This window comes from Haloterrigena salifodinae, from assembly GCF_003977755.1.
In the GTDB taxonomy this organism is placed as follows: domain Archaea; phylum Halobacteriota; class Halobacteria; order Halobacteriales; family Natrialbaceae; genus Haloterrigena; species Haloterrigena salifodinae.
Window position 1 is genome coordinate 1,094,226 of record NZ_RQWN01000001.1, and the last position, 15,174, is coordinate 1,109,399.

The window sequence follows — 15,174 nt, forward strand, 5'->3', positions numbered from 1 at the left end:
GGGTTCCGGTACCATTGACGCTCAACGGGAGCGAGGCTGTTTTCTGAGCGGCGCGTATCGGACGGCCAACTCGGCGCTTTCATCGGGTGGGCTAGTTTCACTAGATAGCTTTATCGTGGCACTTGCTGCCGTATAACACGGTGTTCAGCAATGGCAAACGAGTGGATCATCAAGGGAGACTACGTCGAAGCCTGCAACTGTGACGTCGCGTGTCAGTGCGTGTGGATGGAACCACCGGACGACGACGTCTGTACCGTCTCGCTGGCGTGGCACATCGAGGAAGGGAGCTACGGCGATGTCGACTTGAGCGGGGTGGATGTCGGCATGCTCATTTCGACCGATGAGGGCGTCATGTTCGCCCCCGAGACGGAGTGGGATATCGTGTTACTCGTCGACGAAACGGCCGATGACGACCAGCGCGAGGCCATCGAAGACATCTATTCCGGCCGCGCCGGTGGGATCTGGGCACCCGTCGCCGATACGCACGTCCGGTCCGCCGACGTTGCGACCGTTCCGATCAGCTTCTCGCGGGACGGATCGGACTTCTCCGTCGAGATCGGGGACGCCGTCGAGATGGACGCGAGCGGCGCGGTCGGATTCAACGAGGAGGTCGGGACGGTCTCTCCCCACCCGCTGACGGAGAGCCTCGAGGTGCAGACCGGCAAGTCGGCCACGGCCACCGTCTCCTACGACGATCAGTTTACGTGGGACGTTTCCGGGAACAACGCCTACCTCGGGGACTTCGAACTGGCGAACTCCTGAGAACGGAACGACGGCGATACGGACGATCTACCATGGGAAGACACGACTCGTTTCGAAACCGGTTCACCCGTCGACGCGTTCCGATCGTCGCGCTCGTCACGTACGTACTCGCGTTACTCGCCTGGGCGGCGGTCGTGGGTCGGTGGCTCCCGATGTCCGGCGGACGGATGGGGCTGCAGATGTCCGACCCGGGAGCACCGGAAGCGATGGCCGTCTCGAACGGGCTGACCGGTATCAGCCTCTACCTGCTCATGTGGGGTGTGATGATGATCGCCATGATGTACCCCTCGTCGGTCCCGCTCTTCCGGCTGTACGCCGAGACGCTCGAGGGGACGACGATAGCGGGGAAAGGAGCACGGGTCGGGGCGTTTCTCGGAACGTACGCGCTCGTGTGGACACTGACAGGAATCGTCCCGCTCGTCGTTAACGCGGTGGTACCGATCGTCACCCTCGCGAACGCCCACGGCGGGCTCCTGATGGGTGGGTCGTTGCTCCTCTTGTCGGGGTACCAGCTCTCGCCGTACAAATACCGGTGTCTGCGGTATTGCCGGTCGCCGCTCGGATTCCTCATGAGTCATCACCAACCGGGAGTGCGCGGCGCCGTTCGGATGAGCTGGCAGTTCAGCGTCTTCTGCGTCGGGTGTTGTTGGGCGCTGTTCGCATTCATGGTGATCGTGGGCTCGATGAATATCGTCTGGATGGCGCTCATCGCGGTCGTGCTCTCGCTCGAGCGAACGGTCGCGTGGGGTGAGCAACTAGCACGAGTAGTCGGAGTTCTCGCCGGCGCCGCCGGAAGTACCGTCATCGTGATCGCACTGGTCTAGCAGTAGTGTTACGGTGTATTTTGAAGCGCGTGAGGGAGCGGACACCTACTCATCCCGGGGAATTCAGTAGGTGTTCTGATAGTACAGGACCGACAAAATAGATTTAGGCTCCCCAAAAGTATTCAGTACCTGAAAGGTATATGAAGGTCGAGCGATTACATCCATGCAATGAGTTCCCAAGAGACAACCGTCCGTCAACAGGCAGGCACCGTCGATGAAAACGCTCTCCGACTCGATCAAGACAAAGCCGAGCAGGTCGTCGAGGCGCTAAACTCCGAACTGGCGAACTCGTACGTCCTCTACCACCAACTCAAGAAACACCACTGGGTCGTCGAAGGCGCAGAGTTCCTCCCGCTTCACGAGTTCCTCGAGGACGCCTACGAACACGTCGAAGAGGGGGCCGACGAAATCGCCGAGCGTGCGCAGGCGCTGGGCGGCGTCCCCGTCTCGGGCCCAACAAACCTCGAGGACCGCGCCACCGTCGAGTTCGAGGGAGAAGACGTCTACGACGTCCGCACGATGTTCGAGAATGATCTTGAAATGTACGGCGACATCATCGAGTCGATGCGCGACAGCATCGAACTCGCCGAGAACCTCGGTGACCCTGCGACCGGCGAGATGTTACGTGAGATCCTCGTCCACCTCGAGGAAGACGGTCACCACTTCGAGCACTACCTCGAAGACGACACGCTGGTCCTCGAGAGTGCCACTCACTGAATAGGTGACCGAAATGGCACAAAAACAAGGCCGACTCGTTCGGGAACCCGATACGGGCGAGCGCCGTCAAGAGTGGGGCACTATCGCCGAAAACGAACTCCGGATCCACCCCGCCGATGCCGAGGTGATCATCGACGCCTTGAGCATCGACCATGCGGGATCGTTCAACCTGTTCTACCTGCTTCGCAAGCATTACTGGACTGCTGCAGGTGCCGAACACGAGGCGGTTGCTACCTTCCTCGAGGACGCGTACAAGCGCGTGCGCGAGGTTAACGACGAGGTCGCGATTCGGATCGTTGAACTGGGCGGGATTCCCCCGAACACACCGCCGACACTGCAGGAACGGGCCGAAGTCCACCTCGAGGCCGAGGATCTCTACGACCTTCGTGCCTCTTTGAAGGGCGATCTCGAGGGATATTCGACCCTGATCGTCAGCATGCGTGAACACGTCGCTCTTGCGGAAGAGAAAGCCGACCCGGGCACGGCCGAACTGCTCCGTGACCGCCTCGAAGGCCTCGAAGAGGACGCTCACATCATCGAGCAATTACTCGAAGATGACACGCTCGTTCGAGCTGAGGTGCTGAAGGAACGATGATGAGAACACCCCATCTCTGGAGCCCCGACTCGTCTCACATCCGTCAGGAATGGGACACGGTAGCTGACAACGGGCTCCGACTCGAACAGAACGTTGCCGAAGAGTTGGTCAGGGCCTTGAACAGCGAAGTATCGGGACTGTATATCCTCTTCAACCAGGTGCGCAAGCATTACTGGCTCGTCGAGGGGACCGAATCGAAGCCGATCAGTGACTTCCTCGAGGATGCTGCCAACCGTCTCACGGAGATGACCGACGACATCGCCATTCGGATCACCGCGCTCGGCGGTGTCCCAGCCTGCGGGCCGATGGGTATCCGCCAACACGCGCCGATATACATCGAGGACGCCCATCACTACGATATCCGGTCGTCGCTCGAGCGTGACCTCGATGGGTACGCGACGCTCGCAGTGCAGTGGCGCGAACACATCGAACTGGCGGACCGACTCGGGGATACGGCGACGAGCGAACTCCTGCGCCGCCATCTCGAGACGCTCGAAGCGGACGCTCACGTCCTCGATCGGTACCTCGCTGACGATACGCTCGTTCGTCACGACGCAACGAGGTGAATTGCCTCGGGGGACACCCCTGTAGGATTCGATTCATCAAGATTTTACCGATACTCGGGATCGAAGTCACCGGCAGTTGGTTCGATGTGCGAAAAAGCACGTCCCGATCGAGACAGTACTGTGTGACCGCGGGTTCGACTCGATGAGCGTCGTTTAGACGGTTTCGATCCTTCATATGAGCCTCCTGACCAGAGAACGGATTCACAGCTCGGAGCGTGAAGCCGTCGAGTAGATGGGTGCGGACTGCCACGATGTCGCCGTTGCGTCCGCATCAGTCAGCGTATACACGTACTTAGCGAACCGCCCCGATTCAGTTTCAGACAGGGCTATGAATAACGAAACCACGCTCCGATCTACTGCTCGGGCAGGCGTTCGGATGAGACCGGGTGACCGGACGTCGTCACTGACCGATCTCTCGGTCTCGAGCGCACTGAACCGACTCCTTTAGGTCGCCCAGCCCTCGAGTGACGGCCATGACGGACGATCCGCCGCTGGTTCTCGACATCGACGGCACGCTCACCCGCCCGGAGGGGTGGGGCATCGATCCGCGCGTCTTCGACCCCCTCCGCGACTGGGACGCGCCCGTCGTGATCGCCACCGGGAAAGCCTTCCCCTACCCCGTCGCCCTCTGTCACTTCGTGGGCATCCCCGAACTCGTCGTCGCCGAGAATGGCGGCGTCGTCTACACCGGCGACGACGTCTTCTTCACCGCCGACCGCGCGGCCGCCCAGGCCGTCCTCGAGGACTACCGCGCGGCCGGCTACGAGACGGGCTGGGGGCCGGAGAACACCGTCAATCGGTGGCGCGAGACCGAGATCGCCGTGAACCTCGACCAGCCCGTCGAACCCCTGCGCGAGATCGCCGCGGACTACGGCCTCGAGGTGATCGACACCGGCTACGCCTACCACGTCAAGGACGCCGCGCCGAACAAGGGCGACGGCCTCGAGACGATCGCCGAGCACGCCGGTATCGACCTCGAGCGAACCGTCGCGGTGGGCGACTCGATCAACGACGTCTCGACGTTCGAGGCCGTCGGCCGGAGCTTCGCCGTCGCCAACGCCGACGACCTGGCGCGGGACGCGGCCGACGAGGTGCTCGAGGACGTTCACGCCGATGGCACGCTGGCCGTGCTCGAGCGAGTTCGCGGGTCGGTCGACTAACTCATCTCGGAGCGATCGAATCATGTGCAGTGGATCGGATCACGGTGAGCGAATCGGCTGAGGGGAATGTGGAACTCCTTGCTTCCAGAGATCGAATACAGCAATAACACAACGTCACGCTGGCAACGGTGAGTGCCACGCCCTCCCCAGCCGATTCGTTCGCTCCCATCGGTCACTCACTCATCCCTCGCACGGCTTCGGATCACGGTTCCCTCGCCGGTCACCGTGATCCAGCGTGCGCCACCGCAGAGAGATACCTCGAGCGGAGCGAGTAGACGAACAATTGATTCGAGCGGGGCCAACCACGAGCCACTCAGAACGCTTTTCTTTCGGCCGACGAAGGCTCACGTATGGTAGTCGACACCCTCGTCGCCGTCGTCGGCGTGGTGGGGACGATCGGGCTCTTCGCCTGGACCTACCGGGACGCCACGGCCAACGGGGTCTCGAGGCCCCTGCTGTGGGCCGCCTTCTCCGGGGGCGCCGTCGCGGTCGGCGCGGGGCTGTTCCTGTTCACGTCCGCTCCGACGACCGGCACGATCATGACCGCCAACACCGGGCTGGTGCTGTACGGCTTCGAACGCGAGGTCACGCTCGAGGACGACGAGCCGGCCGAACCGGGCAAGTTACCACACAAATAGGCGCCGCTCGAGACGGCCAATACGTAGACGCCGTTCGAGTTAGTCCCGCGAGCGAAATCAGCCACGTTCGACGCGCGACACCACACGCCTTTTGGTCGACCCCGTCCAAGCGGGGGCAACATGAGCGACTCCGCCGACACCGGCGTCGAGGGCGGGACCGACACCGACGCCGACCGCGAGGAGGGTGCAGACGGCGGCGCGATGCAGGTCTCGAGTCCGGACTACCACAGCGAGAACCACACCGCCGCCCAGACCTGCGGCTGGACGGCCAACGCCGTCCGGGGCGAGGGGAAGTGTTACAAGTACATCTACTACGGGATCGAGTCCCACCGCTGCATCCAGATGACGCCGGTCGTCCGGTGTAACGAGCGCTGCGTCTTCTGCTGGCGCGACCACCAGGGCCACACCTACGAGATGGACGACGTCGAGTGGGACGACCCCGAAGCGGTCGTCGACGCCTCGATCCGGCTCCAGAAGAAGTTGCTCTCGGGCTTCGGCGGCAACGACGAGGTGCCCCGCGAGGTCTTCGAGCAGGCGATGGAGCCCCGACACGTCGCCATCTCGCTGGACGGTGAACCGACGCTCTACCCCTATCTGCCCGAACTCATCGAGGCCTTCCGCGACCGCGATATCACCACCTTCCTCGTCTCCAACGGTACCCGGCCCGAGATGCTCCGTGAGTGCGATCCGACGCAACTGTACGTCAGCGTTGACGCCCCCGAGCGCCACACCTTCGATCAGGTCGTCGGCGCGACGGAAGAGGACGCCTGGGAACGGCTGCTCGAGACGATGGACGTTCTCGCCGAAAAGGACGAAACCCGCACCGTCCTCCGGACGACCCTCGTCAAGGGCGAGAACATGCACCACCCCGACTGGTACGCCGGCTTCTACCAGCAGGCCGACCCCGACTTCGTCGAGTTGAAGGCGTACATGCACGTCGGCCACTCGCAGGGCCGGCTCGACCGCTCGGCGATGCCCGACCACGAGGAGGTCATGGCGTTCGCCGACGAGGTCAAGGCGTACATGCCCGAGTTCACCGAGTCTCAAGGGGTGCCAGAGTCCCGCGTCGCGCTCCTCGCGAAGCAAAAGGACACCTGGGTTCCCAAACTCAAGAAGGGCAGCGAGTTCTGGGAGCGTGATCCGGTCGTCGGCGACTGAGCGCGCGGTCGATCGGTCGCGTCGCCGACGCGATTGTATCGACCGGAGCTCGAGCCGTCGGAGCTATTGTTGTGCTGACTATCGCTCCAGTTATTGGACCTGCCACAGCGCTCAGTCGCTGTGCATCGGCTTCGCCCGCCGCACGTCCCGCTCAAGTCGCTCGGCGTACTCGAGCCGAAGTTCTCGCGCTGCGTCGGGTCCGACGTGTCTCCGGCCGCCGATCTCGTGGGAGAGCGGCGCGTAGGCGTCGACGTCGAACCCCATCCGCTCGAGGTACGATCGAACGGCGTCGGACTCGAGCCCCGACCGAATCGCGGAGTCGGTGTACTCGAGGACGGCGTCGAACTCGGGGAGCGTGATCGTCTCGTCCGTGACGCGGCCCTCCTGGCCGTCGATGCGTACGTCGGTGTTCTCGAGGTCCCCGACGAGGTCGGCCAGACGGTTCGCCAGGCTGACGACCTGGCTCGGCAGCGCGGTGTCCGGCGAGCGCCACTCGACGGTGGAAAACGACGAGCGAAACTGGACGGGCGTCCAGACCGCGCTCTCGGGATCGAAGTTCGACTCGAGGGTCCGCCGCGAGACCCCCGCGTCGGTCGCTACGGTCACGAACTCCTCGTGCCGTCGCTCGAGTCGTCGCGTCCACTCCGCGCGATCCGAGACGTAGCGCCACAGCCAGCCCTGGTGGGGAACGTCGTCGTACGCCAGCCAGCGGTAGCACTTCGACCGGGCGCCGGCCGCCATCGGACGCCCGCGGTAGTACGGTGACGAGTTGACCAGCGCGAGCGCGGGGTCGAGCGCGACGAGGGCGTTCAGCTGATCGATCTCGCGTCCGGGCTGCTGCTCGACGTGGACGTGGGTCCCCGCGCAGTGGCGCACGTACTCGAAGTCCTCGCCGACGACCGTGTTCTGGATCCGCGTCCGATCGCTCGGCAGTTCGCGAATCCGCTCGTCTCCCACCGGCGTCGCCAGCGGCACGAGACCCTTCTCGAGCTCATCGGCCTGCTCGAGGACGGCGCCGATCCGGTCGAACAGCTCCGCGCGCAGTTCGGACGCCGTCTCGCAGGGCGTGGTCTTGATCTCGAGCACCGGTTCGACGAACTCCCGTTCGGCGCCCGGCGACGCCGCGACAAGTTCCCCCGGCTCGGTCAGCCGACCCTCGTCGTCGATTACCCAGTACTCGACCTCGATGCTTCGGCGTCGCGGGTCTGGACGAGCTACGGACACGGTTGTCTTCGTGGATCGTCGGTGCGTCCCTGCTGCGGCGTGTCTCGATTCCACTGGGAAAAGATTAGTGGTAGCATATCACATGGAAATGTCCATCGAACACATTCAAGAGCGTTTCGCCTATGGAGACATTAGCCGTAACAACCACGTATACGAGTCGAGAGTATCCCCGACTCCGTCGACAGTCGTTCCGAAGACGCCACCCTGCTGACGGGAGAACGCCGCTCGAGCACCGCCGCGCTCGTCTGCCTCGAGACCGAGCCGCGCGTCTGGGACGGGTTCTGGACGGCGGATCCGAACCGGGTTGCAGCGATCGGCGAGTTGATCGCCGATTGGCTGTCGGGACGTCCGCTGGGCATGCCCTGAAGACTAGATCTCGAAGCGGGAGCTGTGGACAACGCCCCTGATCGTGATGCGAAGCTTTCGGCTGATCGCCGCCAGCGTGACGGCGTAGACGACCGCGCCAAGCGCGACGATCGCGAGGAGCTGGTACCAGTGGTCGACGGCGACGGCGCGTTCGACCGGGACGATCACGGCGAACATCGCGAGTCCGGCGACGAACTGCTCGCCGAGCGTCCGCGGGAAGAGGACGACCGACGGGAGCTGCCGTTTGATGACGACCGCCGAACAGACGTACCGGAGCGTCTCGGCGATCGCCGTCGCGACCACGACGCCAATCGCGCCGTAGACGAGCGTCAGCGCGACGCCGAGGACGATGTTGATCCCCAGCGTCAGCGCCGAGACGCGCGTGTTGATGTCCGGCCGATCGATCCCGTCGATCACGCTCGTGAGCACGCCGGCCTGGGTCTTCGCGATCTGGTAGAGCGCGAGTCCGACGAGGAGCACGGCGGCCTCGGCGTACTCCGGGCCGAAGAAGGTCACGACGAGCTGTTCCGGCATCGCGACGGCGCCGAAGAACATCGGGATCGCGACGATGCTCGTAAACGCCAGCGTGTTCGAGACGTCCGTCCCCAGCTCCTCGCCCTTGCTGTGTCTGTGGCTGACGCGAGCCATGAGGCTGCTCGAGGCGGCCATCGTCACGAACGTCGCCGGCACCGTGAGTTTGAGCGCGACCTCGTAGTGGCCGGCGGCGGCGGGCGCTAACAGGTAGCCCAGCAGGATGATGTCGAACCGGTCGTAGGCCTGACTGAGCAGCGAGTTCGGAATGCTGAACCTCGCGTACGACCAGAGGTTTTCGACGGTCTCGCGACCCGGCGCGACCGGCCGCACGCGGACGAAGTACCAGAGGATCGGCACCGTCAGGAACGTCGCCGCGGCCAGCCCGTAGGCCATGCCAGCGGCGCCGAGCCCGAGCAGGATCAGCCCCAACTGGAGCGGGAAGGTCAGCAGCGACCGGAGCGCGTCGGTCCACATCGACGCCCCGACGCGGCCCCGCGCCTGCACCATCAGATCCAGCGGCTCAAAGAGGGTGACGGCGAACAGCAGGACGACGAACAACACCGGCGCCTCGGGGAGCCCCGTGTAGTCGACCAGCTGGTTCGACACGACGAGCGTCACCGCACAGACGAACACCATCCAGACGATCGTGAACAGGGCCTGGCTGCCGACCAGTTCGCCCGCCTCGGTATCCGACTCCGAGAACCGCTTCTTGACCGCGGTTCCCCACCCGTTGACCGCCCGGTCGGCGATCTTCACCAGCGAGAAGAGGAGGTAGTAACCGCCGAATCCGGTCGGACCGAGCACCCGCGCGAAGACGATCGTTCCGAGGAACCCGATCGCGGCCATCGAGAACTTCGCGGCCGTCGCTTTGAGCGTCTCGCCGCCGAGACTGACGGAGGTCGCGTCACTCATGGTGGCGGAAACAGGCAGAATCGAACGCTTCGATCGCGTCGGGAACCGACGTCGGTCGATCGATCGCTACCGCTCGCATCGCGACCACCGTCACAGATATCCCAGCTCCTCGAGCTGGGATTCCAGACCGTCCATATCCGCCTCGGAGAGCCCCTCGCGGCGCTCGAGGTCGTCGATCAGCCGGTCGAGCGTCGACTCGAGGGTTGCTGGATCGCAGTCGCCGAGCAGCTCGGTCCCGGACAGCCCCTCGAAGTAGTAACAGTCGGTCGTCGCGACGCCGTGGCGTTCGCGGTCGACGGGGCCGATATCGTAGCCGTCCTCCTCGAGCGCGAGCGCGCGTCGCTTCGAGATGCCGTGGAACTCGAGCAGCGCGCTCGACCGCGGCTCAGTGATGACGGTGTCGCTCGAGTGTGACTCGGTGTCGATCGGGTCGCTCGAGCACAGCGGCCGGAACGACTCGCCGCGGCGGTGGGCAGCGTCGACGCCGGCGAGGTCGAGCACCGTCGCGTAGACGTCCAGCAGGTTCACAAGGGCGTCCCGCGTCGGTCGCTCCGCGCCGTCCGCGTTGGGGGTTCGGTCGTCGGCGTTCGGTCCGGGTGCGGAGACGACGAGCGGAACGCGGGTCACCGGCGGATGGAGGCCGCCGCCGTGTTGCCACGCGCCGTACTCGCCGAGCGCTTCGCCGTGGTCGGCGACCGTCACGACGTAGTCGAATTCGGTGGCGAGTTCCGCGTAGATGTCGCGGTAGATGTCCGACAGGTACCGCACGGCGTCGTCGTACGCGGTCCTGATCCGCTCCGGATCGGCCGACGGCTCCCCGAGCGTGGCCTTCACGCTGTCGAAGTGCGGCGACTCCTCGTCCGGATAGGTCTTGTACTCGTCGGGCGGGTCGTACGGCAGGTGCGCCTCCATGAGATTCGCGAAGAGGAACTCGCCGTCCCGGGCCCACGACTCGTCGCGGACGTACTCGAGGAACTCCGCCGCGCCGTCGTCGGGGTGGCGCCCCTTGAGGCCCATATCCCGGAGCTTCATCAGGGCGCCCTGTTTCAGCGACTGGGTCGTATCGCAGTCGCCGTCGACGCACCGCCAGAGCGCCCGGAGATACCGTTCGGGGCCGTCAGCTTGGTGTTCGGCGATGAACTCGTCCCAATCGAAGACGTCCTCGCCGAGGCCGCTGAGCCGCCAGCCGCCGTCGAACTCGTCGAAGCCGTGGTGCCAGCCCAGCTGCTCCGAGATGTTGACGTTGCAGCTGAACGCCCGCGTCCGGTAGCCACGACCCTGGAGGAGTTCGGGGAGGCGAGTCGCCTCCCGATCGAAATCCTGGGATTTGATCGTCACGCCGGCCTCGCTCGCGTACCGGCCGGTGAACAGCGAGGCGTGGGCCGGAGCCGTCCAGTGGCTCGTGCTCCACGCGTTCGCGAACTGCACGCCAGGCAGCCAGTCGAAGTGCTCGTCGAAGGAATCCGCCCGCAGGGTATCGAGCACGACGAGGGCGATGGATGGCTCGTCTCCCATGGTTGCGTGTCCGTTCATCCTACCAGCCCTCCGCCAAAGAACCTAGTCCCGGCAATGGACTCGACTGCGGGATCGTCAGCCGTCCGTCCGCCGGTCGTCGGAATGGTCACGCTCACAGAACCGTCGTGACCCCTTCCTCGAGGGCCTCGACCTGTGCGTCCTTCTCGCGCTCGAGTTCGTCCATGTCGAACCGGACCGGCTCGCTCGTGACGTCGCCGTCGATTGGAACCCGATCGAAGAGGTTCGCCCGCGGCGTGTCGAAGTAGAACTGCGCCCGGTTGCCGTAGGTCAGGGCGGGCAGGCAGGCGTGGATCCGGTCCGATCGCACCACGTCGGCGTTGGCGTAGAGGAAGAGATAGTCGGTCACCATATCGGAGATGAAGACGTTCTCCGCCTCGAACAGCGGCGTCTCGAGGCCGAGCAGCTCTCGCGCTCGCTCGCCGACCGGGAAGTGGTACGGTTCGTCGAAGGGCGCGTGATCGGGCCTGATGATCGTCGACGACGCGCCGTCGATATCGGGCTCCCCACCCTTATCGAACGTGTGGACGTCGAACTGCCGGTTCGCCTCGGGCGGCTGGTGAGCGTCGCCCAAGAATAGCGAACAGTCGATGCCGTCGTACAGGTACTCGACGAGGTCGCCGTACTCCTCGTAGGCAGTTCGATCCCGCGTGAGCAGGACCTCGATGTCGAGCGCGTCGAAGACGGCCTCGACGTCCTTGCGCTCGGCCTCGTCGTACTCCTCGCCGCCCCCGCCGACGATAACGATCGGAATATCTCGCTCCCTGAGGCGAGTGAGCGTATCGAAGTACTTCCGGAACGTCGGCCGGGAGAGCACGCAGCCCGGCAGGACCGCCAGATCGGCGTCGATCAGTTCGCTGACGTTCACCACGTTTTGCCGAATCTGGTGGGTCGGCGACTCGTAGTCTGCCCCGTGGCCAGCCATCCGTTCGAACTTTCGGGTCCCGCGCCACAGCGCCGCGGTGTCCGCCGCGTGGTTCGGGTAGCCGCCCGTCTCGACGATTTCGGCGTCGGGAAACGCCCGCTCGAGCATCGCCTTCGCCCCGTAGTCGATGAATCCGTTCCCGATGTTCGTCGTCCACGTCCGCAAAAGCAGGATTCTCATTGCGCCCGTCTCCACCGGAATAGGGCATAATTATGGGGAGACTACGGTCATACAACAGTCCGATTCGGCGCCGGATGGCGGATTGGAGATGCCGATCTCGAGTCGAATTGCATCGAGCGGAACGGTCCGTGGGAGATTGCAGACGGTAATCCGTTGCTGACGTCTCCGTACTGGGCCACGCGACGAGTGTCAGCTAATCGTCTCGAGACAGGACGAATACCAAGCCTTAATCGTGACCAGCAGAGAGGGATAGATAGCGGGATGGGATAGCCAGGAGATTCCGGCGGGCTCATAACCCGCAGACCGGTAGTTCAAATCTACCTCCCGCTATGTTTTGGCGCGAACAAACTCGTGAGCGCCATCCATAGCACGGTGGCCGTTTGAACCAGACAGCGCTCGAGCAAAGCGAAAGTGCTGGCGTGGTTCAAATCTACCTCTCGCTACTTTTCAGGGATTCAACGACGAACGACGAGCGAAGCGAGGAATGAGTCCTGACTCCCTGAAAATTCGACGAGTGGATTTGAGGTAGACGACGAGGGAGCAACGCGACCGAAGTCGGCGTAGTTCAAATCTACCTCCCACTGGTTCTCGAGGCGAACAGTAACTCGTGGTATCGCACAGAAACGATGAACTCGAGGGAGTAACGACGCGGAACGGCGAAGCAGTACCGTGCAAACCGTGACGAGGAACACCCTGCTATCGTGGCGGCGGGGAATTGCCACGGCCTCCTCAGCCGATTCGTTCGCTCCTGACAGTCGCTCACGCATCCATTGGAAGACGCTTCGCGTCTTCCAAGCCATTCGCTCGTACTATCTGCACATGGGCGCTTCGCGCCCGTTCGCATATATGCGGGACCGGAGGTCCCGCACTACTCGCAAAGATCTCGCACAGTATCGACGGCTGTCCTCGCTCGCGCTCGGTCAGCCGTCAGCGCGCGCTACCGTAGGTTGGATGGTCGATCCGGGGGGAGACGACACCCGTCCATACCGAGTGGAATTCGTCGATTGCACGAATCGCGACGATGAGCACTATGCGGTGCGATGTAGCAATCAGTCGAGATAGCCAAGTTCACGCAGGCGTTCGGTCGGCATGTCGATCCCCTCGTCGCTGTCGGACGCACCAGCACCGGATTCTGCCGCGCGTTCTTCGACCCACCGGCGCACGTCGTAGACCGATTTCGGATACGTGTCCGCCGTGGAGCTCGCGTACGCGCGCCAGGAGTGGCTCGCCGGCTTCTCGCCGGCGTCGGGCGGGTAGAACTCGGTTCGCATGCCGTGATCGCTGACAACGAGGAGTTCGTCGTCCTCGCCGAGGGCGGCGACGATCTCCTGGACGAACTCGCCGACGCGTTCGTAAGCGCGGCCCAGCGCGGCCTCGTCGTCGGCGTAGGCGTGGCCCGCCGCGTCCAGCGTGTGGACGTGGACGCCGGCGATCGAGACCGGGTGTGCGAGCATCTCGCGAGCCCAGCCGAACTGCTGGGCGCAGAGCCCGAACAGCTCGCGCTCGAACTCGCTTCGGGGCATCCCCTCCGCGACGGCGTTCATCAGGTCCCAGGCCCGCTGGAGGGGTGTCCCGTCGTGGACGCCCGGCCAGTTGTGGACGACGGCGTCGTCGGCGTCGAACATCGACTCGCGATCCGTCTCACCGATGCGCTCGCGCGTGCCGGTTCGAGAACGGACCAGTTTGCCGAGCGTCCCCCGCGTCGACTCGTCGAGGTGACCGGTGACCGTCGAGGCGAGATCGAGTGCGGGGTTTTGCCACTCGCTCGTGCCGCCGCCCGTAATTCCGTGTTCGGACGGCTCGAGCCCGGTCGCGACGGTCGCCCAGACCTCCGGCGTGTACGGGACGTCTTGCGTGTTCGCGAACGTCTCGATCTCGCCGCCCGACTCGAGGCGGAACGAGTCGAGATCGAAGTGGTCGATCAGTCCGGCATCGAGCGCGTCGAGCGCCAGTACGACGACGGTCATGCGTATCCCAGGTCCTCCAGGTCTTCCTGCAGCGCCTCTTCCTTGACGACGTAGGCGGGATCGAACCGCTCGAGTTCCCGCTCGAGTCCGGGGTCGTCGACCGGTTCGCCGTTGTCGAGTCGGTACGTGCCGTCCGCCGTCGCGATGTGTTCGGCGGTCATCGCGGCCTTTTGGTCCCCGTAGGCGGCGAAGGCGGTGTCGCGGTCGAACGTGCCCTGGCGGTGTTCGCTACCGGTCAGGACCGTCGGCACGTCAATCAGGGAGACGACCTCGCCGACGTCGGGGGCGTTCCGCGTGCCGAACGGGACGTTTAGCAGTTCGGGGCGCATCTCGCCGGGGTGGCCCCACAGCCCGTCCTCGCCGAGCAACTCGCCGTGGTCCCCACAGAAGACGACCCGAGTCTCGTCGGGGATCGCGTTCCAGAGGGGCTCGAGAGCCGCGTCGAGTTCGGCGATCTCCTGCCGGTAGAGATTTCGGACGAGGGCCTCGTCCTCCTCGGAGCCACGTTCCGAGAGGACGCGGCGGGTGACCCGCTGGGCCGTCGCGCGGTCGACGTTCGCACCATCGGGGTCGTACGGATGATGGGGCTCCATGAAGTGCAGCCAACCAAACCACTCCTCGCGGCCGTCGACTGCGTGCAGAAACTGGTCCACGACGTCCGCAGCGGGGCGGAACGACTTCTCGGTCTCCTCGATGTAGCTCCGGAGCTGCTGGTAGCGGTTGTAGCCCCAGCTGGCGACCTTGTAGGGAAGCGAGCCGCGCTCGAGGAGGATCGCGCCCTTGTCCTTCAGCGACTCGCCGCCACCCTTCGGCGACGTGAACGAGTCGAAGCCGGCCGCGTAGCCGTACTCCTGAGAGAGCAAGTGGTTCGTCGTGACCCCGACGCTGGGGGCGTCGAACTCGTGGGCGACGCTGGCCTCGGACTCGAGGCCGTTGCCGGCCGGATACTCCCCGCCGATGATCGCCGGGAAGCTGCCGGGCGTCGCGGTGCTCGTGGCGAACGCGGCGTCGTGGGTGTCGTCCAGAAACGCCAGGGTCTCCGGCATGTACTGGACGTGATCGGTTCTGAGCGAATCGACCGTAACTAGCAGGGTGGTTTCCGTCATGTGCGTG

The 15,174-nt window shown here is 64.5% G+C and carries 14 protein-coding genes and 1 tRNA gene; 9 read left to right on the forward strand and 6 right to left on the reverse strand.

Annotated features, from left to right (window positions below; genetic code table 11):
• The first annotated feature begins 150 nt into the window (after positions 1 to 150).
• From EH209_RS05525 to twy1, 8 genes are all read left to right on the forward strand, one after another.
• On the forward strand, positions 151 to 762 hold the full coding sequence (locus tag EH209_RS05525; protein WP_126661916.1) for a DUF1326 domain-containing protein: 612 nt from the start codon (positions 151 to 153) through the stop codon (positions 760 to 762).
• A 32-nt stretch (positions 763 to 794) separates the two neighbouring features.
• Complete coding sequence (locus EH209_RS05530; RefSeq protein ID WP_126661917.1) at positions 795 to 1,586, forward strand: DUF2182 domain-containing protein; 792 nt, start codon at positions 795 to 797, stop codon at positions 1,584 to 1,586.
• A 168-nt stretch (positions 1,587 to 1,754) separates the two neighbouring features.
• The gene (dpsA, locus tag EH209_RS05535) at positions 1,755 to 2,303 is read left to right on the forward strand and encodes a DNA starvation/stationary phase protection protein DpsA (protein ID WP_126661918.1); all 549 of its coding nucleotides are present in this window, start codon (positions 1,755 to 1,757) and stop codon (positions 2,301 to 2,303) included.
• Positions 2,304 to 2,316: 13 nt separating this feature from the next.
• A complete protein-coding gene (gene dpsA / locus EH209_RS05540) occupies positions 2,317 to 2,898 on the forward strand; it encodes a DNA starvation/stationary phase protection protein DpsA (protein ID WP_126661919.1) in 582 nt (193 codons plus the stop codon).
• Positions 2,895 to 3,464, forward strand: coding sequence for a DNA starvation/stationary phase protection protein DpsA (gene dpsA / locus EH209_RS05545; protein WP_126661920.1), 570 nt, complete (start codon positions 2,895 to 2,897; stop codon positions 3,462 to 3,464). Before dpsA (EH209_RS05540) ends, dpsA (EH209_RS05545) begins: the two co-directional genes overlap by 4 nt.
• Positions 3,465 to 3,937: 473 nt before the next feature.
• Positions 3,938 to 4,624 carry an HAD-IIB family hydrolase gene (locus EH209_RS05550; protein ID WP_126661921.1) on the forward strand — a complete coding sequence of 229 codons (687 nt, stop codon included), beginning with the start codon at positions 3,938 to 3,940 and terminating at the stop codon, positions 4,622 to 4,624.
• Between the two features lie 350 nt (positions 4,625 to 4,974).
• Positions 4,975 to 5,262, forward strand: coding sequence for a hypothetical protein (locus tag EH209_RS05555; protein WP_126661922.1), 288 nt, complete (start codon positions 4,975 to 4,977; stop codon positions 5,260 to 5,262).
• 120 nt (positions 5,263 to 5,382) lie between these two features.
• On the forward strand, positions 5,383 to 6,420 hold the full coding sequence (gene twy1, locus EH209_RS05560) for a 4-demethylwyosine synthase TYW1 (RefSeq protein WP_126661923.1): 1,038 nt from the start codon (positions 5,383 to 5,385) through the stop codon (positions 6,418 to 6,420).
• 111 nt (positions 6,421 to 6,531) lie between these two features.
• Here twy1 and EH209_RS05565 read toward each other — a convergent pair whose 3' ends face one another.
• From EH209_RS05565 to EH209_RS05580, 4 genes are all read right to left on the reverse strand, one after another.
• Positions 6,532 to 7,644: a glutamate-cysteine ligase family protein gene (locus EH209_RS05565; RefSeq protein WP_126661924.1), complete on the reverse strand. Its 1,113-nt coding sequence runs from the start codon at positions 7,642 to 7,644 to the stop codon at positions 6,532 to 6,534.
• A 369-nt stretch (positions 7,645 to 8,013) separates the two neighbouring features.
• Positions 8,014 to 9,456: a lipopolysaccharide biosynthesis protein gene (locus EH209_RS05570; protein WP_126661925.1), complete on the reverse strand. Its 1,443-nt coding sequence runs from the start codon at positions 9,454 to 9,456 to the stop codon at positions 8,014 to 8,016.
• A 90-nt stretch (positions 9,457 to 9,546) separates the two neighbouring features.
• On the reverse strand, positions 9,547 to 10,989 hold the full coding sequence (locus EH209_RS05575; protein WP_126661926.1) for a sulfatase-like hydrolase/transferase: 1,443 nt from the start codon (positions 10,987 to 10,989) through the stop codon (positions 9,547 to 9,549).
• 94 nt (positions 10,990 to 11,083) lie between these two features.
• The gene (locus EH209_RS05580) at positions 11,084 to 12,094 is read right to left on the reverse strand and encodes a polysaccharide pyruvyl transferase family protein (protein ID WP_126661927.1); all 1,011 of its coding nucleotides are present in this window, start codon (positions 12,092 to 12,094) and stop codon (positions 11,084 to 11,086) included.
• 255 nt (positions 12,095 to 12,349) lie between these two features.
• On the opposite strand from EH209_RS05580, the gene EH209_RS05585 reads away from it, so the two are divergent.
• Positions 12,350 to 12,424, forward strand: a tRNA-Met gene (locus EH209_RS05585).
• A 719-nt stretch (positions 12,425 to 13,143) separates the two neighbouring features.
• On the opposite strand, the gene EH209_RS05590 is transcribed toward EH209_RS05585, so the two are convergent.
• Entirely contained in the window at positions 13,144 to 14,061 is a 918-nt protein-coding gene (locus EH209_RS05590) for an alkaline phosphatase family protein (RefSeq protein WP_126661928.1), read from the reverse strand.
• Positions 14,058 to 15,167 (reverse strand): sulfatase-like hydrolase/transferase, encoded by a 1,110-nt coding sequence (locus EH209_RS05595; RefSeq protein WP_126661929.1) that lies wholly within the window; start codon positions 15,165 to 15,167, stop codon positions 14,058 to 14,060. The genes EH209_RS05590 and EH209_RS05595 overlap by 4 nt, the downstream gene beginning before the upstream one ends.
• Between the last annotated feature and the right edge of the window lie 7 nt (positions 15,168 to 15,174).